Consider the following 21,039-nt stretch of genomic DNA (forward strand, 5'->3'; position numbering starts at 1 on the left):
TGATAAATGTTTTTTATCCCTACCTTTGTATCGTAAAAATACAGGCAAGCTCCAAGCTTCAATAGTCCTAATGACAACATAAAAATAACATATAGATAGATAACATTATTGAACACGAGGAAAAAACTAGCCTCTTAAATTAATGCTCACAAAAACTGAGCTACACGAAATGCTCCTCTACAAAGAGGGGCATTTTTTCGTTTTATATTATCATCTAATTATAAACAGACTTGGAACCATGAAATGCACAGTTAACTGCATCGGCCAACGCAGTTAATTTCATCACCCAACATAGTTAACTGCATCAGCTTATGCGAATAACTGCGTAAAATGGCATAAGTAATTCTCATCATGAAAACAATAAGGATTTAGTATGAATGTGCGTAGTTAAAGAACGGTTCTTTCACAACATCCTTACTCGAACCACTATACTGATGACCATACCTATCGATAACCTTTACTTCGATAACACTCGTGCTATCTTCAAGAACATAATAGTATAGATGGTTCATCAATAGATAGTTGTTTGACTTGCTAATGAAACGATAGCTTACAGACTGAGCATATTTATGATGATAACCAGCAGAAAAAGCATCTTGTCCTTTACTACTGATACGAGTCATCTCATGTTCCTTACCTTTTTCTATCGCATACACTTTCCATTGAGAATCGGCATTAAACACATTTGCTATCAATGTATGCTTACCCTTCTCCAAATTCCAATCGACAGCATAACATTCCCCATTAAAGTCGGTATCAGCCCAAAATAGACTCATCTGGCGCGATACTGGCATAAAAGTACATTTATAGAAACTATCGATGATGCGATTACCACTAAAAGAGTACACATAATATCCGTTTGGCGTTCCACATATATTTATATTGGATTGCCAGATGTTTCCACAAGCTGCACCATGACAATGTTCATATACCGTGCGATCAGCAAAAGGAATCACATGGTTTAAAGCAAAATGCGTATGTCCGCAAAACAACTCATAACCTCCCTTAAATTCATCAAGCATCTTCAAAATTGCAGACAGACGTGATGACGCATAATGTCCCTTTTCCGATTCTATCTTAAGTGGTATAGCCCCTCTCATAGGACTATTACCAAAAGTCAATGGCACATGATAGCATAACACCACTTTTTTACTTTTATCCGTTAATGCCAAATCCTGTTTTAACCAGTTCATCTGAGTATTCGACAGTTCTCCAGGGGAGAAATAAGCTTTGGCACGGTAATATTTCACATCATTAAATACAATATAATGTTCATCACCTCGATCGAACGAATAATCTGTAGGGCCCCATGCTTCCTCCCATTTCTTGGTATACAATGGCACATTGTCTTGGTCATGATTACCAATAACCGAGAACACCTTGACACGAGTGGAACCCAAAGCCTTGCGCATCCCCATCTCCAGATTTTCGTTGAAGCCACCATAATACTGCACGTTATCTCCCATGCTGATTGCATAGACAGGCATACTCTGCGGAATTCTGTTGAGCATCTGCTTAATGTCGGTCATCGTCTCGTCTTGAAAACGAGAAAGATCAGACTTTTGTTTCAAGTCATCCGTCATATCTGTATAATAAGGACTAAAAGCATTTGTCACCTGAGGGTCTCCGATCACGAGAAGACGATAATTCGTCTCCTTGCCCATCGGTAGTTTTTTCAAGGTAAAATCATAAGTACGATGTTCCTTTTCTAATGGGATATAGGCATTAGCTGTAAAATCATCAGCATGCGTAGGCACTTCACAATCGGCAGGCACAGTATAATACACAAACTTAGCCTTCGGATTACGACGAAAATGATAATGCCCTGTACTGTCTGTAAGTTGACAAGTATAGCTATCACTCACCACAACACCAACCATGGCATTACCATCCTCATCAAGGAGTGTCCCCTCTACCACGGAATCGATCTTCTCTACTGGTTTTGGGTTAGGAGTGAATTTTTTTATAATTTTAGCCACAGTATCCTTTGCTACTGCTGAGGGCAAAGGTTTCTGCATATGTGAATCCGACTCTGGAAAATCCTTCTTCCTAAGTCCCCTGATGGAGAGTATACCCACAGTAACTGAAAGCAAGATAATAATAGATGCTATGATGATATTTTTACGTTTATTCTTTTCCACATTGCAAAAATAATGATTTTGGATGAGAAAACGAAACAACACGTCACAAAAAATATATGATTGTCTGCCGACTTTAACAAAAAATCAACTAACTTTGCACGCATATACAGAAAAAAATGAAGAATCTTTTAAAACTTACGCCAATATTCTTAACGTTGGCACTTTTATTATCGACAACACAAGTGTCGGCCATAAGGCGCGACGAGTTAACTAACTATGCATCTTCTCTCAAGGGATTAAAAAAGGCAGAACTTAAGGAAGCTCTTCACAAGTTGATGAACAAGAACAAGACTGTCTTGGAATATGGTAGTGGAAAACAGAAAACTTGGTGGGGATTCTGGTATACCGATCGTATTTCAGCAACCAATGAATGTATCAACCGATACAATGCACATAAGTTTCATTTTATAGGAAAAAGCAATAACGGAAATGCTATCTCAGGTATGAATATCGAACATTCTTTTCCAAAGAGTTGGTGGGGAGGAACCAAGAATGATGCTTATAAGGATTTAATGCATCTCTACCCTTCTGAGTCTGAGGGAAATAGTGACAAGTCGAACTATCCAATGGGAGTCGTTACTCAGGTCGACGAAGGAAAGAGTGTTGAAGGTTACGACAAACTGGGTACTGGATATATAAATGGAAGAAACCAAAAATGTTGGGAGCCTGGTGATCAGTTTAAGGGCGACTTCGCGCGTACATATATGTATATGGCCGTAACATACTCAAACCTCACATTCAAGAAAATGGGTTTGGAGACTATGGATAATTCTCCATATCCTGGACTTAAGGAATGGGCTTACACCCTCTATCTTTCATGGTCATGTCAGGATAAGGTTTCTCAGATGGAGATAGACCGTAATAATGCTGTTTACAACATTCAGCATAATCGTGATCTCTTTGTAGATTATCCTTTCCTCAGCGAATATATCTGGGGCGATAGCACAGAGGTTGCCTTTAATCCTGCTACTTCTATTTCTACAGCCGATGGTGACAGTCGTTATGTTTCTTATGTGCCGACACCATCTCCGTCATCTACTCCAACACCTGGTCCTACTTCTGACAAGACATATCTCTTCCGCCCTGTCGACGAGATTACTTCGGGTAAACAATATCTGATCGTTGTCAACAATAATGGGAAACTTCTTTCTGCTCAGACCGTTCAAGATGGCAGAGAATATGGGTTCCTTTATGCAGAAGAAACGAAAGCTGAAAAAAATAATATGGTATCACTTACCACGATGAATAATGCTTTCATACTCGAAGAGAGCAACGGCGGTTATTACATCAAGGATACTCAAGGAAGATATCTATTTAATGATAATAAACACGACAATTTCAATATCACCACCGATAAGACAAAAGCAAGCACTTGGGCTATACAGGACAATCGTGATGGCACCTTTGAGATTACGATGAACAACCGATATATCCAATTCGAGGAAGCCTATAATTCTTTTGGATGCTATCAGTATGAAGTAGGAATTATCCCTATGCTTTATGAATATGATTCGACTCTCGGCATAACACCTACTTTCTTACCATACAAACATAAGACAGCCGACAATAGAATCTTCAATCTGAATGGTCAGCAGGTCGACAAAAACTACAAAGGTGTAGTAATACGCAATGGTGTGAAATATGTAAACAAATAATAGTCTTAAACGAAACAAGATGGAAGAATTCTTCCATCTTGTTTCCGTTTTATAATTCGATAATCTAACAAATCTCAGAAATCAACACAGAGACTTATGAGTCATAATCTCTAATACCATATCATCGGTGGCACACATTGCTTTCTTACCGATACTTGTAAGATTCTGAATACTTCGATCAACGTCGTTGTCGATGATTCCCTCAACGGATGTAACATGTTTACCTTCACGGGCCAACAAGGCACTAAGCAGAGCTGTACTCACTCCAGAACAGATTTTCAAAGAGCAACTTGGTTTTGCTCCATCACAAATCATACCAGTCAGATTGGCTATCATATTCTTTACCGCATGGCAGACATCTTCGAAATTGCCACCCATTAGATAAGTAATACCGCAACTACTACCAATACTGGCCACAACACAACCACAAAGCGCACTCAAAGTACCCAGACTTTGTTTGATATAAATAGCTGTCAGATGACTGAGCATCAAGGCTCGAACCAACTCCTCATAGGTATTCTCATTTTCCTCGGCATATACAACGACAGGATTCGTGGCACAAATGCCTTGATTACCTGATCCGGAATTACTCATCACAGGAATCATAGCCCCTCCCATACGGGCATCACAAGCAGAAGCTGTCTTGGAGATAATATGGGAAAACATCGTATTACCGAAAATACCATGACTCAAAGGACGTTCCATTGTCTTGCCCAGACAATGACCATAGTTGCCTTTGATACTCTCCTGAGCAGCTTTCATATTATACTCTTTGGTTTTGTGAATAAATTCAATTTCCTCAAGTGGCGCTGTCAACGCAAAATCCCATACCATTTTCAGGTTCAGAAGAATGTCTTTATCATCGTCTTCAACGACATGATCCTGTCGCTTGTCGAATATAACTTCTCCATTACATTCTTCATAGACAAAATTGGTATGTGTACCTGATATAATCGCTGTAGAAAGGTTACCATCAGCCTCACAGGTAACTTCTATATATAGTTTTTCTTCGATATTGTTTTTCAAACAAACATTGATATGATTATCTGCGAGATACTCCTTACCCATTGCAAGAGAATCAGGTGTCAAATCCTTGATTACTTCCAGTTGATATTCGCTCTTACCAATGAGAGCGCCTAAAGCAATAGCAATAGGCAATCCAATCATACCCGTACCAGGTATCCCAACACCCATAGCATTCTTCAGTATATTTGCACTAAGTGATGCCGTAATTTTGTCAGGACGACAACCAAGATTTTCAACAGCACGAGCCGTACATAGCGCAACAGCCATTGGTTCCGTACATCCAACAGCAGGAACAACTTGTTTTTTCACAAGATTAAGTATCTCGTTTCTTACCTTCTTATCCAGCATAGAATTCTTTATTACATTTATTGTGCAAAAATACCACTTTTTTCTGAATACACAAAAAAATAAAGTTACGCTTCACAGCGTAACCTTATCAAGGTCTTTTAGAAATTAATAACCAAACGATTTACTATCCCATTTTTAGAAAGATAAAGATCAGTAGACCAGAGACAATTAAGAAGAACAACAAAGATAAAACTCTGGTCACATTAATAACTATAAGAACTATTATCAAATATAACTAATTACTTTGAATATATTTAAGAAGGAAGAGTTCTCACGAACTCACGTTGACAAAAGTACGAGTAATCTAAATAATACAGAAATTATTGAGATAGTTATAGTTATGTTTATGTGTGGAAACGTTCATTAAATGTGTGAGAATGACTTTTTCTATATATTTTACAACTTATTCAATATTATTTACGAAAACTATGTGATCATCACATCTATTTTAGGAGAACACAAACTGATGCTGGAAAATAAACAGAAAAAAACAGAAAACTTTTGTTACGTCATAAAATTTAACTACCTTTGTGGGCAGATAATAAATACCCATTTAACAAACTATTATGTTACTGCAGAAAATGCTTGGCTTTGATTCCAAGACTATGAAAGTTCGCACAGAAATCGTTGCGGGCTGTACTACCTTTCTTACGATGTGTTATATTTTGGCCGTTAATCCTACAGTACTAAGTACAACAGGAATGGACAAAGGTGCACTTTTCACCGCTACAGCCATCGCATCAGCTATTGCTACACTCTTGCTCGCTTTTATGGCAAAGCTCCCTTTTGCCCAAGCTCCTAGTATGGGCCTGAATGCTTTCTTTGCCTTCACCCTCAGTCAGGCTATGGGATATAATTGGGAACAAGCACTTGCTATCATGCTCATCGAAGGTGTAATCTTTCTGCTCATAACTTTTATTAATGTGCGAGAGATGATCTTGGATGCGATACCAACTAACCTAAGACATGCTATCTCTGTAGGTATTGGAATGTTCATAGCGTTTATCGGACTTAAGAATGCTGAAATCATTGTTCCTAATGATGCGACCTTTGTAAGTCTTGGAAAGTTTACGCCGACAGCCATCCTTGGTACCTTTGGTATCGTGTTAAGTGGTGTGCTCATGGCCCGTAAGGTTAAAGGTGCTTTATTCTTCAGCATCATCATAACAACACTTGTAGGTATTCCTTTAGGCGTCACCGAGATACCAGACAATTGGTTTCCTATATCAATGCCTCAGGATATCTCACCTGTATTCTGTCAGTTCGACTTCAACGGTATGTTTTCTCTGAAGACTGCTATGGTTGTGGTCTCACTCCTATTAGTAAATATCTTCGATACTGTCGGCACACTTGTAGGACTAGCTTATAAAACCCATATCGTACGCGAGGATGGAAGTATACCACACATCAAAGAGGCCATGATGAGTGATGCTATTGGTACGACATGTGGAGCATTTCTCGGTTCTAGTACGCTCACCACTTATGTAGAAAGCGCTTCTGGTATTGCTGAAGGTGGCCGAAGTGGTCTCACATCTTTTACAATAGGGTTATTATTTTTAATTTCCCTTTTCCTGGCTCCTATATTCATGTTGATTCCAGGATGTGCAACCAGTGGAGCTCTCGTTTTAGTGGGCGTGTTGATGCTCGATAGTGTAAAACTGCTTGACTTAAAAGATGTGAGTGATGCATTCCCGGCTTTCATCACGATGATCACAATGGTTTTGTGTTATTCTATTGCTGATGGTATCTGTCTCGGTATTCTGAGCTACGTCATCCTGAAGCTCTGTACTCAACAGTATAAGGCACTTAATCCAACATTGATCATACTGGCCATCATCTTTGTATTGAACTTTATATTTGAATAAAATAAACATATTCCATGTAGTATCAACTGCATGGAATATTAATTTCTGACACACCTAAAAGGCACCAGCCTAGAACTAGGCTCCCACAGTTTATCTGTGGGGCCTTTTCTGTACCTTCTTTATCTTTACGACATGAACTTGAAAAGAACCATCTTATCTATATTCAACAGTTGGCATCGCCGATTGGTACTCGCTTTACTTATCCTTGTTGTCGTCTTCCGGTATATCCCCGGATTAGGCGATTTCTATACACAGTCTATATACCCTTTGATAGCAACTCCACTTTCAACAATCACAGGGTTTATTCCTATTTGTGTAGGCGAAATCATATATGCCCTTGTCATCGGATGGTTTATCTGGTATCCTATCTATACCATCCAGTCATTAGACATATCATGGAAAGAAACCTTAGGCAATTGGATAGAAGGCGTAGTATGGGTTTATGTATGGTTCTATCTGGCCTGGGGACTAAACTATTCACAGAGTAATCTCTTTGCCAGAGCTCACATCAAACCGGCACATTATAGCAAAGAGTTGCTCCAACAGTTTGCCTTCGAATATCTCGATAGTCTAAACGCATCCTATACCAACATCTCTCAAGACAGTAATGCATATCACATATCCGACCTTGCCCGACAGCGTGAGATCGCAACACGACAGCAAGTCGTGGATGGCTATTATCGGATAGAAGAAAAGAAATTAGGTATACACGCACCTTTTAATAATGCGCCCCATGTGAAGACCATGCTCTACACCCCACTCTATTCCAAACTTGGCGTATCCGGAAGTATGGCACCTTTTACTGCTGAATTCACGATTAGTGGAGACCTCATGCCTACGGAATATGCAGCAACCTATGCACACGAATATGCCCATCTGCTGGGTGTTGCCAATGAGGGCGAAGCTACTTTTTATAGCTACCTCTGTTGCACCATAAGCAACGACAAAGCTACGAAATATAGCGGCTATCTAAGTATCTATATGTATGTACTTAGAGCATTAGAAAATGAAGATCCCAAACTCGCAAAGAAGTTTATAAATCATACCGATCCAAGAGTTCTTAGCGACAAACAAACATCTATCAACCATTGGCGAGCTCTATACAGCGATTTACTGGGCTATATACAACACAAAGCCTTTGAACTCTATTTGCAAAGTAATCATGTAGATGACGGTACTAGGAGCTATAGTCATGTAATCGGATTATTGATCAGTTATAAAAAGAATGTCAAATCGACAAATCCGTCAAATTAAAACACATTATCGATATAGACATTATAGAAATAGAGGTTGTTAGATCTCAATAATCCGGATTCCACCATAAGAAGTCATATTGGAATCGGTATAAGCATCCTTTACTGTAAACAATCCCGCATAGATTCCTCCACAGATGCACACCCCTCCATGAGCAAAAATCACGACATTTTCAAATTGTTGTTGTTTAATCTCATGGAAGACATCTGTCACACGCTGATAAAACTCAGGAAACGATTCTCCACCTGGTGTCGACATGGTATCATAGTTGTCAGTCCATTCGTGGAAACGAGAATCGTTTTTCCATAGATTATCATAGTTATCCATCTCCCACTCTCCCATGTTGTATTCCTTCAACCGATTTTCTACTATTGGCTGAAAGCCACAATAATACGCCAACTTCAAAGCTCGAGTAAGGGGTGAAGAATAGCACGCATCGAAATGAGAGATTCCATATACTTTCATCTCCTGTTGCAAATGAGAAAGCGTCTCTTTCGCCTCCTCCTCAAAGCTATCAGCTACGGGTACATCAGTCCATCCATAACAAGTACCCTTGTCTACCCCAACACGAGTATGGCGTACAATAAATATTCTCATTTGATTATGCAAATAAATAAACACTTAATTCGCAGAGTAGGAAAAGTGCCCCACAACAATCGCCCGTATATCCTCCCAATTTGCGATTCATCAACAGATACAGAAAGAGCATCACAATACTAGGCATAAACAACACCCATTCCCAATTTGCAAATGCTGAAAGATAGAGATAGACAACCATAGGAATAATACCTTGTATAAAGATACTTATCGCTGCGCCTAATGAGAATTGACGATATTCTACACGATTCTTAGCCGTCGAAGCCGTACGAGCATAAGGCAATACTTGGATGACCTGAGCTGCAATCAACTTAGCATAACAATCGGCTGCAACAATGAATAAAGCTGTGATCAAATAATAATGACTTATGGCAAAATTCCATAATAACAGGAAAAAGAGGAGTTCATAGATAATGAGTCCAAGCACGCCAAAGGTTCCTATTCTACTATCCTTCATGATAGCCAAAATACGTTCCCTGTCATTTCCTCCACCTCCGAATCCGTCAAAGAAATCAGCTAATCCATCTTCATGCAGAGCTCCTGTAAGCAGCAATCGAGCGACCATCGCCAAAACGACACTCACAGAAACCGACACCCAAAAAGATGACACCAAAAATGTCAGGGCCATAACGCCACCTGTAAGCCAACCCATAAGAGGCCAATGTTCCACCACAGTCTCATAAGCACATTGTGGCGGTTGATAAACACGCCAAAAAGGTAGACGGGTAAAAAAGATTAAAGCCGCCCACACACGATCGAACCATCTAGGGTTAGAAGTATTTAGTGATATTCGCATTTTTAAAATTATTCATTTCATTAATCATATATACCGCCGACTCTACGATAGGATAAGCACAGATAGCCCCTGTACCTTCACCCAGTCGAAGTCCAAGATTCAACAAAGGACGAGCATTCATCAAGTCAAGCATCCGTCGATGAGCTTTTTCATCACCACAATGAGCAAATATAGCATAGTCTAAAACTTCGGGATGCATACGGGATGCAGCCAACATACAAGCTGTCATGATAAAACCATCCACGAGGATAACTATATGTTTTTCGGCAGCCTGCAACATGGCACCAATGGCGCCAACCATCTCAAAACCGCCAAAATACATGATCACACTCTCTACCTCATCAATTTGAGGATTCTTTTCTTTCCATAACCGATATTGCTCTATCGAACGTTTTAGAATCAATCGTTTATGATGAATACCCTCCGTGTCGAGTCCCGCTCCGGCACCCACACATTCATCAAGTGGGATATTTCCGAATAAACTCATCCAGATACTCGAGGGTGAAGTATTGGCGATACCCATCTCTCCGATACTCAAGATGTTACAGTCCTTCTCGGCACAATCATCCACAAGCATAGCCCCTACTTCTATACATCGATTCATCTGTTCTTCGGTCATCGCAGGCTCGTACAAGAAATTCTTTGTTCCCCAACCCACTTTGCGATCTAAAATACGAGGATGATCGCTGAGGTCATAGTCAACTCCCATATCCACTATCGACAGATCAAAATGATGCTGACGACAAAAAATGTTAACACCGCCACCTCCACGGGTGAAGTTGATCATCTGCTGCCATGTAATCTCGCGTGGCGATACCGACACACCTTCATGTTCGATGCCATGGTCTCCTCCCATGAGCAGATGACAAGGATGACAAAGTTTCGGCTCCAATGACTGCTGAATGAGCCCAATCTGTAAGGCTATATCTTCAAGCATACCCAACGAACCCTTGGGCTTGTTTAGATTATCGATTTTCTCGATCAGAGCCGACCTTATCGACTCGTCTGGTTTCTCAATATTAAACTTTTTCATTTTATTTTCACAGGAATTCCACTCACCATAAGAATCACTTCGTCAGCTCTGGAAGCAACATACTGATTCATCCATCCCTCCAGATCTGTAAAGCGGCGTTGAATCTCATTTTCGCTCACCCCTCCACTACCTATCTCGTTCGTTACAAAAATGAACGTAGCGTCTTGAAGGGTAAACCGATCAAACTCGGTTTTCAGAGAACTAAGAGCTTCCTCTACCGTCGGCTGTTCCTTTACGGTCTTGTCGCTATCATAAAAGAAATTCGTGGCCCACAATGTGATACAATCCACTACCACCACGCGTCCACAAACATCATGTCGAGAAAGGAACTTCTCCTCTTCGATATTTGTCCAGTTATCTCCACGACGTTCCTGATGCTTGCGCACACGTTCCCGGAACTCATCATCCCAGATATGGGCAGTAGCAAGATACACCGGATTCTTCGACAAAGAGAGAGCCAGATTCTCGGCCTGCAGACTCTTACCGGAGCGCTGGCCACCCGTGATTAATATGATTTTTCTCATGATGTAGCAAAAGTACAAAAAATATTTCGTATATTTGCAAGAATGAAGCCAATAATGTTTTGCGCGACAGGAAGCGATGCAGGTAAAAGTATCCTTGCAACGGCCCTTTGTCGTATTCTTAGGCAGGATGGTTATCATCCCGCTCCTTTCAAGGCCCAGAACATGGCCTTGAATAGTTATGTGACGCCCGATGGATGCGAAATCGGTCGGGCACAGGCTGTACAAGCCGAAGCTGCTGGAGTAGAGATTGAATCTGATATGAATCCCATCTTGCTCAAACCTCAAAGCGATCACACCTCACAGGTCATTCTCAACGGTCATCCGATAGGTAACCGTTCAGCGTATAGTTATTTCCGGAATGAGGGACGTGAGGATTTACGCAAAGCTGCTTGTGAGGCTTTCGACCGCTTGGCGCGTAAATACGATCCCATCGTCATGGAGGGAGCTGGAAGCATCAGCGAACTCAATCTGAAACGACAAGACTTGGTAAATCTTCCTATGGCCAAATATGCTGGGGCCAACGTGGTTTTAGTAACCGACATCGACCGCGGAGGTGTTTTTGCTTCATGCTATGGTAGTATTGCTTTACAAGATGAGGAAGATCGTAAGCTCATCAAGGGTATTATCATCAATAAGTTTCGAGGTGACATCCGTCTCTTTGATGAAGGAAGACAAATTCTCGAACGCATCTGTGGCGTACCTGTGCTGGGCATCATACCTTATTTTACCGATATCCATATCGAGGAAGAAGATAGCGTGGAATTGGCTCAGAAAAGCCATGAAGCTATGCAAGGAAAGGTGAATATTGCCGTAGTATTGCTCAAACATATCAGTAATTTTACCGATTTCGACAGAATAGAGAACGATTCTCGTGTACATCTTTATTATACGAATAATGTCATCGATATCGATCATGCCGACATCGTCATCCTTCCGGGTAGCAAATCTACTATCGACGATCTTTATGAACTACGCCATAATGGTTGTGCCCAGGCTATCATCCGCGCACATCGTCAGGGCAAGACCATTATGGGCATCTGTGGGGGATTCCAGATGTTGGGTATTGATGTCTGCGACCCAGAACATATCGAGGGCTACATCGAACGTATGCCGGGACTATCCCTGTTACCGATGTCTACGATGATGAATAGCGAGAAGACAACACGACAGGTAGAATTTTCTCATCATGGGAATATTCTAAGGGGATACGAAATCCATAATGGCATTTCATCATTCGATGACGAGGTATCACAGGATATGCTGAACAAGGAAAAGATAGTACATCGTCATCGTGTCTATGGCACGTATGTACATGGAATCCTTGACAATCAAGAGTTTGTAGAGGAATTACTTGCCCCTTATAGCAATAAGTCTGACGAGGTCGTAGACTATCAGAAATACAAACAACAGCAATACGATAAACTCGCTGACCATGTACGACAACATCTCGACATCTCCCGACTTTACAATTTATAACTCGTAAAAACATAGAATACAAATGTTGCAACACGGCGACGATATATATAATTATCCTAATATTCAAATCAATTTTAGCTCCAATATCTGGGGGCATGCGGATCTTTCTGCCCTCAAGAATCATCTGGCTCTCCATTTGGACGTCATCGATAACTATCCGGAACCGGATGCCCATTCATTGGAATCTCTTATCGCTGAGAAGACGGGAATCTCTTGCGATGAGGTTTTGGTAACCAATGGAGCTACCGAGGGAATCTACCTGTTACATGAACTCTTTCAGGATGCCTATCATGACATTCCCCAACCTACATTTGCAGAATATCGTGACTCTGGTCTGCGATTTCGTCATCGAGATATTCAAAATTGCGGGAATCAGAAAACCGTTCATTGGCTATGCAACCCCAACAATCCTACGGGAAAATGGAACGATCTTTCACAAGTTATTGATAATCAAGATGTTTTCATCATAGACCAAGCCTACGAGGATTATACGCTTCATCCTTCCTTACATGATATCGATACGGTAAAGGAGAAAAATATCATCTTGCTCCATTCCATGACCAAGAAATATTGTATTCCTGGCATCCGACTGGGGTATGTGACGGCCCATCGCGATATCATCGCTCATCTGCGCATGCTCAAACAACCATGGAGCGTAAACGCTTTGGCATTAGAAGCTGGCAAATTCTTATTGCAAAACGACATCCATGTATTACCAGATATGCATCATCTGTTGGATGAGACACAGAAATTTCGTGAACAAATCGACCATATCAAGGATTTCAAAACCTATCCTACCGACACCAACTTCTTCCTTATCGAGCACACGAATCACGCTCATACAAATACAGAAGTTACGCTCAAAAACTATCTGGCCACTCACGGAATATTAGTACGCGACTGTTCAAACTTTAAAAAACTATCTAGTCATTTCATCCGAGTAGCAACACAGTTGCCCAAAGAAAATAAAGAGTTAATAAAATGGTTCAAGCAATATCCTTATTAGTAGGATGGATTCTCGACCGTATTTTCGGCGATCCATCATGTATTCCCCATCCTATTGTGGGCTTTGGCAAAGCCATTGCTTGGTGTGAGCATCATTTTAATCATGACAGCCATCGCAAAATCAAAGGAGGCGTTGTGGCTGTCTGCCTCATCCTCGCCACATATCTTCTCATCTGGGGAATATTAGATCTGCTCCTATTTATGATGCAAGGCATCAACCTATCGGGTTCTCTGATGACAGAAATTCCAACGGTTATCGTCCAAAGTATTCTGATATTTTATTGCCTTGCCGGAACCACCCTCATCAAGGAAGTTAGTCTAGTATTCATCAAACTCGACCAATCCTTAGACGAAGGACGCAAACAGGTAGCACGCATCGTTGGTCGGGACACGTCAAAACTTTCCGCTCAGGAAGTCCGCATGGCTGCCCTAGAAACTCTTGCAGAAAACCTTTCCGATGGCGTGATAGCTCCCCTTTTCTGGCTTTCTCTGCTCGGAGTACCCGGTATGATGACCTACAAGATGATCAACACGCTCGACTCGATGATTGCCTATCGCACAGCGAGATACAAGGATTTTGGATGCATCGCTGCTCATATTGACGATGCCGCCAACTGGTTTCCAGCTCGCATCACGGCCTTCCTCATGGTTATAGCTTCTCTGTTTCTGAGATTACGCCATACGCTCCCCATGCATCATCGTCATCTAGTCAAGCGCATATACAAGAACGCATCACGACATCTCTCACCAAATAGCGGATGGCCGGAGGCTGCGTTGGCCATGATCCTGGATTGTAGATTTGGCGGGGCACATCAATATTTCGGAGAAACCATCAACAAACCTTTTATCGGCGATAATCCTCGATCTTTAACAACTGATGATATGCGATTATCTATTCTCATCAACCGTATCGCCGAGGATCTTGCTATCCTCTGCATTCTCCTCATATATATCATATAGAGCACGACAATCTCTCCTACTTCTACGCAAGGTAACAGAAAAACAAATGATTGTAACATAGTATAAAACAGTTTTGCGCAGAATATTGTAACTTCGCAAACGGAATATCATGCGAAATACATTTGATCAACAAAACAAATCATTACAATCATATTACCATGAAAAAGAAAAGGTTTATTCTATTATTATTTGTCGTCTTCATGATGGCAAGTGTGTATGCGCAACAGCGCCGTCCTATCGACTCGCGGCATCCTCTATGGCTCGTACATGTGGACGTCTGGAACAAGGCCGACCCTCAGAAGATCATCGACCAGATTCCTAACGACATCCGACCTTACGTATGTATGAATCTCTCGCTCAGTTGCCAATACGACACCAAGAAGAATGTTTACAAGATGCCTCAGAATGCTGTACGTACCTATAAATCATGGGGCTCGATATGCCAAAAGAATGGCCTGTGGTTTACCTGTCAACCGGCTTCTGGCGGACATACCCATATTCAGGACGATGACCTCGAAACATTCGAGTATTTCTTCAAGACCTATCCGAATTTCTTAGGTTGGAACTATGCCGAACAGTTTTGGGGATTTGATGAAACCAACGACAAGAGTTCCAGTTCACAGGCTCATCGCATCGCTCTCTTTGCCAAACTCGTCAAGATGAGTCATCAATATGGTGGATTCCTTACCATCTCTTTTTGTGGAAATGTATGGTCGCATCCTCTCAACCCAATGGGCATGCTCAAGCGAAACCAAGATCTGTTAATGGCATGCAGAGCCTATCCGGAATCTATTCTTTGGCTCTATAAATATACCACCTCGAGTTGTTTCTACAACAACGAGAGTATGACTATTGCTCCTTTCATCTCCGGTCTCACTAAAAACTATGGTGTACGGTATGATAACTGTGGATGGAATGGTGCCATGGAAGATATCTTTGGTAAGAACCATCCGCAAAAATATCCTGTCAGCGCCGGAATTGGTACCGTGATGGAGCAGACAGCCATGAATGGCGGAGCTGTATGGGATGGACCGGAGCTCATCTGGACGGAGGATTTCACAGAGACCAATCGCACAAACGTTGATGGTTACACACGTCGCAACTGGACGACTTTCCCTGGTTTCCGCAACATCTGGATTGATATGTTCCGTAAGATCATCGACGGTTCTCTTTATATCCCTTCTCGTGAGGAGGTCGTAGGCAAAACGAAGGTGTGCATCGTCAACGACATAAATACGGGCAACGATGAGGATAAATATGCCACTTGGAGCGATCTCTATGATGGACTCTACAAGCAGGATGATCCGCTCAATAAGGGGAATGGACAATGGATGGATAATTTGTGTTACTTTAAGAAGACGGGTAGATATGGTACGATTCCTGTAGTAGAGGAACTTTGCGATGAGGTGGCTCAGCAGATTCCTCTTCAAATCAAGAAATCGGAACGCTCACAGAAATGGCCGACGATAGAAAAGAAGGTGGCCGACTTCAACCAATATTATCCAGAGATTAGTACAGGTGATCTCTTTGTAGAGCGTTTCCGTAATCAACTCGTTACTTACACGCCATATTCATATCTCAACGTCAAGACTTCTGCCGAGGCCACAATACCTTTATTATATAATACTTGTAAACAGATGAAGTTGCATTATGGTAAGTTGAGTTCCGGCCTTATCCGAGAATCTGCCGACCATATCGATTTCTATCTCAACAACTATCGTACCGATACCACCTCTGTCGTTACCGACCAGATCGTCATCGAGGGAGCGTCTTCTCGTCCTTCTTTCAACATGACCCCTCGTCAAGAGGCTATAGCCACAGCAGAAGAGAAATGGGATGCCGACACATACACGTTGAACATTTCCCACAATGGTCCTGTCGACATTCGTATCCAATGTGCGGGAGATGGCACAGAACGACTCTCCGATGAACTTCCTTCTATACCTTTGGATCAACCCGTCCAACCGGCTGCTTTCAATGGGGAGGTCATCGTGGAAGCTGAGGATATGGACTTCAAGGATATCCGTGAATGTGTCCTCGATCCTTATAACCAATATCCTGACGAACGAGGAAATGCGGGCAATGGTTTCGCCGATATGGGTTCTCGTGCCACAGCAACGTTATGCCATCAACTCCATCTGAACCAGTCGGGCGAATATCGCATCAGCATGAGATATATGGCAGAAGATGGAGGAAACATTACCGCCAAGGTGAATGGCTCTTCTATGTCCCTACCACTTGGCAAGACTACCGAAGGCCAATGGCAGAAGGTTACCTTTACGACGCCACTCTCAACCGATAACAATATCTCCTATACCAACACTGGCGCCACTCGTCTGTTCATAGACCAAGTGGTATACACGCCGACGAATATCGAACCGGAAAAATATCTCGTTACCGTGCGAGACGTTGACCATGCCACCATAACACCAAATGTTGACCATGCCACAGAGGGTGAAAAGGTTAGCTTGAAAATCGACCTCGACCCGGGCTATGCGTTGAAAGAGTTACGCGTCGTTAGTTCTGTATATTATAGCATGAACAAGACGATTGCCGTCAACTCGGATGGCAACATTTCCTTTACCATGCCTGACGAGAATATCACCATACTTCCGATCCTTGAGAACACGGCTCTCAACTATCATCTCGACTTTACGAACGTAAACAATGGTACTATTCCAGAGGGATGGAGCGTCACACAGGGCAATAACGAGAAACATGAATACCCTAGTGCGTATAATTCCGGATCACGTACCTTCTCTGGATTCTCCGGCTATCAGGGCAAGGGACTTTATTGGCGTGAGGGAAGTGCAGAATATGGACGACTCGGGGGTTATCCGCTTACGCTCGCTCCTGGCGAATACAAACTATCATGGGCTATGGCCGGATGGACCGGTGAACCTCAATATACGGCTTGCATCACGAATCTTGCTGGCAGTACGTTAGCCACATCGCCAAGTTATACGGCAACGCCGGATGTAGAGCGTAACACTTCTGCCGACATTTCCTCTGCCGAGATACATACTCTTCATTTCAGCATCAACACGGCAGGCGACTATGTCATCAAGTTCATTTGTCCCGGCGGTTTCGCGGAATATCTCCTGCTCGATTGTGAGATTTCACACGACCAATCTACCGGCATTGAACTTGTAAACCGTGAGAATACGGATGAGCATACGCCGATCTATAACCTTGCGGGACAACGGGTTTCTGATACTTATCATGGCATCATCATCAAGAAGGGTAAGAAATATACCAGATAGATGATATCATAAAACAACAAGAAAAAAGGCAATCCATAGCAGGTTGCCTTTTCACTTTCCATCAATCTCAAAAAAACAATTAAAAAATCATGTTCTAATAATCGCCTAATATCCTTCGCGCTCCGCGATATTTTCGGGTATAATAGTCATCTTCTATATCGCTGATTGTCACGCCACGAGCTATACTGGAATGGATAAACTTAAAATCGCCATTTCCTTTCACCTCGCACACGATACCTACATGACCTATATAATGACTATTACTACCAAAGAAAACCAAATCACCAACTTTCACATCCTCCTTATCATCGATGGCGATACCTTCCTGCCATTGGTCACGACTAGAAGCACCTATCTTGATATTCATGCTCTTATAAACATATCCTGTAAAACCAGAACAATCAAAAGAACTCGGTCCTTTACTACCATAATGATAAGGTCGCCCCAAGAAGTCTTTTGCTCTATCCACGAGAGAAGCTCCCGTCACATTAAACAGAGCCTCGAATTCAGAATGATCATAGAAATCCTCGGAATACTCAGGTGCCGGTCCGTTGGTCACAGGATTACCAGCAACGGCAGAGACCGAAACGGTAAGAAAGAGTATAAAAGCTAAAACAATGTTTTTATAGTTCATGATGGTTTCTTTGTTATGCCACAAAGATAACAAAAAAAGTACACTTTTGAAAATGAAAAAATACAGAAATTAACAAGTAAACTTCCGAGGCGTTATAAAATTAAGGGGTATTATTACTTTTTGTGAGAATACCCCCATATTATAACGATTGTGAAAATGGAGTCCTCAAGGCTATTTTTAGATTTAGAGCCTTAATCATATCCATTATCTAGCCACATCTCCATCATCAGACATGTTGAGTAAAGGCTCTGAGGATCACTGGTCTCTATTTTTTAACTCAAGAAATATCTTATAATTATTTTAAAATGAGCAGAAAGAAAAAAAAGGTAGAAAGAAAAACAGATACAGGCTGTATGTGGTCTTGATTGATTGGAAACACAAAAAAAGCGGTATCGCCCCAATGTGGACTGATACCGCTTTTTAAACTATCAACGATTCTTTCAAAATAAAGGTTCTATGATGGTATTGTTACCATCGTATTTTATCTTAATAGAATTGATGCCCATTTTTTCTGAAGAATAAATCGTCTTATTAGCATTATAGACTTAATTCGAATACAACTTCCGCCATACATTTGCATAGCTTCCTTTGATGTTACGTAGCTAAAGTTCACGATCATAGGCAAAGTTGTCCCTTTGATATTCATCACCATACCTACTTTTCCCGAGGCTTCTGTCTTGTCCTTATTATACTCCATAGATCTCGTATCTGGCAGATCGACGCTAAAGCGAAACACTTTTGTTCCCTCGTAATCGGTAACATCAACTTTTGCTTTTCGATTTGATTCTTCTATAACAGAAAATTCGTTATTAGCAAGCATCGCTTCATTATTCATAGAATTGCCTCGCTTATCTAATATCGAGACATAAAGTGAATTGAAAATAGCAGATGCAAGTTGTGGATTGTATTCTTCATCTTTTGAACAAGAGCAGAACACAGTCGAAATAAGGGCGAAACTAATTAGCATTTTTAGGATTTTCATAATAACACATACGGATAATAGCATGAGACCGTGATGATGTTTCTATTTATAGAAATACGAATGAGCGAAATTCTTTCCCTGTCTGACGTTAAAATTACTTAATTGATGGTATTTAAACATAGAATGCCCGCAAAAAAACTTACTTGATTTGAGGTATTTGGTTTGATACATTACGAATAGACAAGGGCAACGCTATCAAACGAAACAATGGATATAAAAAAAGGCGGAATACGCGATTGGGTGTATTCCGTCTTCTGCAAAATTAAATTTTTAATGCTATTATTATTGTTGTGCAGAAACATCGCCAACGCCAGCAGAAAATTCCTGCTCCTTCTGTGCCTTATACTCGATGAAGAGTTTATCAAAGGCAGTACGTTGCTCGTTGTTCATACCCTGAATAGCCTTTTTATAATATCTGTTGATCTGCTTACGCAACTTATATATATTACGTGCAATATCAGCCTGATTGCCTCCATTATTCTTCCACTCTATCCATGGCTTATAAATAGAATCTATGCTCGCTACGAGTTGTGCTTTCATTGGGTCGGCAGCCGTAGTATTTTGTGAAGCGGTAGCCTTTGGTTTGGCTTCTACGGTATCAGGGGAGATTTGAGCAGAATTAACCGTATCGGTAACTTCTTCGTTATTATTGCTCAGATTATTTGCCATCTGATTGATATCGACATTCTGGAAGACAAGAACGGCTACAACGACAATAGCGATAGCGGCAAAACCGATAAGCCATTTCTTCGGAGACAGGTGTACTTCATGTTTGCTTCCTCCATTGATTTCCTCCAAAAAGGCGTCGAAATCCATAAAACGATCGGTACGCCCTCTAGAACAACATTTGTTGATAACATTGTAATGGGTAGTATGCAAGCCGAGGGCTTTCATCAACATACCGAGAGAATATACGTCGGCACGACCATCGATAGAGGCAAGTCCATCACGAATTTCCGGAGCGATATAGCGGGAAGTCTCTGCCGACTCCTTGGTAGTTTCGTAAAGTGTAGGAAGTAAGCGCACGATCTTGGCGCGATCGCCATCCTTGGAAATGATGATGCTATTTGGCGAAAGATTACCCACGATAACATAACGGGTGTGGGCATATTGTAAAGTAGCAGCCAACTGTGTGATGATATTCATCTTCTCATCCTCGGTATGGTTTTCCTTGATGTAATCGGCAAAGATACGGCCCTCTACATATTCCATCTCTATGCATCTACCATATTCAGGGTGCTCTATCAAGGCATGGTATTTCGCAATACCCGCATGGTCGAGCTTACTTCCGCGCTCATACTCTTTCTTTAGTAAATTCTTATATTGTAGATTATCACGATATTCTTCTTTAAGTCCTTTAAGGATGACTGTTTCCTCACCCTTCTTGCATAAAATAATCTTGTGATAGCCTTCTGAAGCAATCACTTGACAGTCCTTATAATTTACAACACTTTCCATAATATAGCTCAAAAATAGATTC

16 protein-coding genes are annotated in these 21,039 nt (G+C 41.4%); 7 read left to right on the forward strand and 9 right to left on the reverse strand.

What is annotated here, in order from left to right:
- Positions 1-368: 368 nt before the first annotated feature.
- A complete protein-coding gene (locus K333_RS0108095; protein ID WP_024990378.1) occupies positions 369-2,141 on the reverse strand; it encodes a calcineurin-like phosphoesterase C-terminal domain-containing protein in 1,773 nt (590 codons plus the stop codon).
- Positions 2,142-2,257: 116 nt separating this feature from the next.
- On the opposite strand from K333_RS0108095, the gene K333_RS0108100 reads away from it, so the two are divergent.
- Positions 2,258-3,796, forward strand: a complete 1,539-nt coding sequence (locus K333_RS0108100; protein ID WP_036886465.1) for an endonuclease I family protein — start codon at positions 2,258-2,260, stop codon at positions 3,794-3,796.
- An 81-nt stretch (positions 3,797-3,877) separates the two neighbouring features.
- Here K333_RS0108100 and K333_RS0108105 read toward each other — a convergent pair whose 3' ends face one another.
- A complete protein-coding gene (locus K333_RS0108105) occupies positions 3,878-5,170 on the reverse strand; it encodes an L-cysteine desulfidase family protein (protein ID WP_024990376.1) in 1,293 nt (430 codons plus the stop codon).
- Positions 5,171-5,736: 566 nt separating this feature from the next.
- On the opposite strand from K333_RS0108105, the gene K333_RS0108110 reads away from it, so the two are divergent.
- Complete coding sequence (locus K333_RS0108110) at positions 5,737-7,035, forward strand: NCS2 family permease (protein ID WP_027452554.1); 1,299 nt, start codon at positions 5,737-5,739, stop codon at positions 7,033-7,035.
- A 132-nt stretch (positions 7,036-7,167) separates the two neighbouring features.
- Entirely contained in the window at positions 7,168-8,289 is a 1,122-nt protein-coding gene (locus tag K333_RS0108115; RefSeq protein WP_024990375.1) for a DUF3810 domain-containing protein, read from the forward strand.
- Positions 8,290-8,328: 39 nt separating this feature from the next.
- Here K333_RS0108115 and K333_RS0108120 read toward each other — a convergent pair whose 3' ends face one another.
- Genes K333_RS0108120 through K333_RS0108135 form a run of 4 tightly spaced genes read right to left on the reverse strand, consistent with a single transcriptional unit; the run spans position 8,329 to position 11,239 of the window.
- Positions 8,329-8,886: a histidine phosphatase family protein gene (locus K333_RS0108120; protein ID WP_024990374.1), complete on the reverse strand. Its 558-nt coding sequence runs from the start codon at positions 8,884-8,886 to the stop codon at positions 8,329-8,331.
- A 4-nt stretch (positions 8,887-8,890) separates the two neighbouring features.
- On the reverse strand, positions 8,891-9,682 hold the full coding sequence (locus K333_RS0108125) for an adenosylcobinamide-GDP ribazoletransferase (RefSeq protein WP_027452556.1): 792 nt from the start codon (positions 9,680-9,682) through the stop codon (positions 8,891-8,893).
- Positions 9,657-10,715 (reverse strand): nicotinate-nucleotide--dimethylbenzimidazole phosphoribosyltransferase, encoded by a 1,059-nt coding sequence (gene cobT / locus K333_RS0108130; RefSeq protein ID WP_024990373.1) that lies wholly within the window; start codon positions 10,713-10,715, stop codon positions 9,657-9,659. The genes K333_RS0108125 and cobT overlap by 26 nt, the downstream gene beginning before the upstream one ends.
- Positions 10,712-11,239: a bifunctional adenosylcobinamide kinase/adenosylcobinamide-phosphate guanylyltransferase gene (locus K333_RS0108135; protein ID WP_024990372.1), complete on the reverse strand. Its 528-nt coding sequence runs from the start codon at positions 11,237-11,239 to the stop codon at positions 10,712-10,714. The genes cobT and K333_RS0108135 overlap by 4 nt, the downstream gene beginning before the upstream one ends.
- Positions 11,240-11,269: 30 nt before the next feature.
- Between K333_RS0108135 and K333_RS0108140 the strand changes: the two genes are divergently transcribed.
- The 4 genes from K333_RS0108140 (at position 11,270) to K333_RS12685 (ending at position 17,943) form a co-directional block, all read left to right on the forward strand.
- A complete protein-coding gene (locus K333_RS0108140; protein WP_211223367.1) occupies positions 11,270-12,715 on the forward strand; it encodes a cobyric acid synthase in 1,446 nt (481 codons plus the stop codon).
- A gap of 22 nt (positions 12,716-12,737) precedes the next feature.
- Positions 12,738-13,721, forward strand: coding sequence for an aminotransferase class I/II-fold pyridoxal phosphate-dependent enzyme (locus tag K333_RS0108145; RefSeq protein WP_024990371.1), 984 nt, complete (start codon positions 12,738-12,740; stop codon positions 13,719-13,721).
- Complete coding sequence (cbiB, locus tag K333_RS0108150) at positions 13,697-14,680, forward strand: adenosylcobinamide-phosphate synthase CbiB (protein ID WP_024990370.1); 984 nt, start codon at positions 13,697-13,699, stop codon at positions 14,678-14,680. The genes K333_RS0108145 and cbiB overlap by 25 nt, the downstream gene beginning before the upstream one ends.
- Before the next feature lie 158 nt (positions 14,681-14,838).
- A complete protein-coding gene (locus K333_RS12685) occupies positions 14,839-17,943 on the forward strand; it encodes a glycoside hydrolase family 98 domain-containing protein (RefSeq protein WP_081657226.1) in 3,105 nt (1,034 codons plus the stop codon).
- Positions 17,944-18,037: 94 nt separating this feature from the next.
- On the opposite strand, the gene K333_RS0108160 is transcribed toward K333_RS12685, so the two are convergent.
- The 3 genes from K333_RS0108160 to K333_RS0108170 form a co-directional block, all read right to left on the reverse strand.
- Positions 18,038-18,577: a C40 family peptidase gene (locus K333_RS0108160; RefSeq protein ID WP_027452558.1), complete on the reverse strand. Its 540-nt coding sequence runs from the start codon at positions 18,575-18,577 to the stop codon at positions 18,038-18,040.
- A 481-nt stretch (positions 18,578-19,058) separates the two neighbouring features.
- Entirely contained in the window at positions 19,059-19,559 is a 501-nt protein-coding gene (locus K333_RS12140; RefSeq protein ID WP_238314476.1) for a hypothetical protein, read from the reverse strand.
- A gap of 282 nt (positions 19,560-19,841) precedes the next feature.
- Positions 19,842-21,017, reverse strand: coding sequence for a serine/threonine protein kinase (locus tag K333_RS0108170; protein ID WP_024990369.1), 1,176 nt, complete (start codon positions 21,015-21,017; stop codon positions 19,842-19,844).
- Positions 21,018-21,039 lie beyond the last annotated feature (22 nt).

This window comes from Segatella albensis DSM 11370 = JCM 12258, assembly GCF_000426565.1.
GTDB classification, from domain to species: Bacteria; Bacteroidota; Bacteroidia; order Bacteroidales; family Bacteroidaceae; genus Prevotella; species Prevotella albensis.

Excerpts from the sequence above, each read along its gene's own strand:
- K333_RS0108115 (WP_024990375.1), top strand. The coding sequence starts at position 7,168 with ATGAACTTGAAAAGAACCATCTTATCTATATTCAACAGTTGGCATCGC.
- K333_RS0108135 (WP_024990372.1), bottom strand. The coding sequence starts at position 11,239 with ATGAGAAAAATCATATTAATCACGGGTGGCCAGCGCTCCGGTAAGAGT.
- K333_RS0108110 (WP_027452554.1), top strand. The coding sequence starts at position 5,737 with ATGTTACTGCAGAAAATGCTTGGCTTTGATTCCAAGACTATGAAAGTT.
- K333_RS0108105 (WP_024990376.1), bottom strand. The coding sequence starts at position 5,170 with ATGCTGGATAAGAAGGTAAGAAACGAGATACTTAATCTTGTGAAAAAA.
- K333_RS0108160 (WP_027452558.1), bottom strand. The coding sequence starts at position 18,577 with ATGAACTATAAAAACATTGTTTTAGCTTTTATACTCTTTCTTACCGTT.
- cbiB (WP_024990370.1), top strand. The coding sequence starts at position 13,697 with ATGGTTCAAGCAATATCCTTATTAGTAGGATGGATTCTCGACCGTATT.
- K333_RS0108120 (WP_024990374.1), bottom strand. The coding sequence starts at position 8,886 with ATGAGAATATTTATTGTACGCCATACTCGTGTTGGGGTAGACAAGGGT.
- K333_RS0108170 (WP_024990369.1), bottom strand. The coding sequence starts at position 21,017 with ATGGAAAGTGTTGTAAATTATAAGGACTGTCAAGTGATTGCTTCAGAA.
- K333_RS0108125 (WP_027452556.1), bottom strand. The coding sequence starts at position 9,682 with ATGCGAATATCACTAAATACTTCTAACCCTAGATGGTTCGATCGTGTG.
- K333_RS0108145 (WP_024990371.1), top strand. The coding sequence starts at position 12,738 with ATGTTGCAACACGGCGACGATATATATAATTATCCTAATATTCAAATC.
- K333_RS0108100 (WP_036886465.1), top strand. The coding sequence starts at position 2,258 with ATGAAGAATCTTTTAAAACTTACGCCAATATTCTTAACGTTGGCACTT.
- cobT (WP_024990373.1), bottom strand. The coding sequence starts at position 10,715 with ATGAAAAAGTTTAATATTGAGAAACCAGACGAGTCGATAAGGTCGGCT.
- K333_RS12140 (WP_238314476.1), bottom strand. The coding sequence starts at position 19,559 with ATGAAAATCCTAAAAATGCTAATTAGTTTCGCCCTTATTTCGACTGTG.
- K333_RS12685 (WP_081657226.1), top strand. The coding sequence starts at position 14,839 with ATGAAAAAGAAAAGGTTTATTCTATTATTATTTGTCGTCTTCATGATG.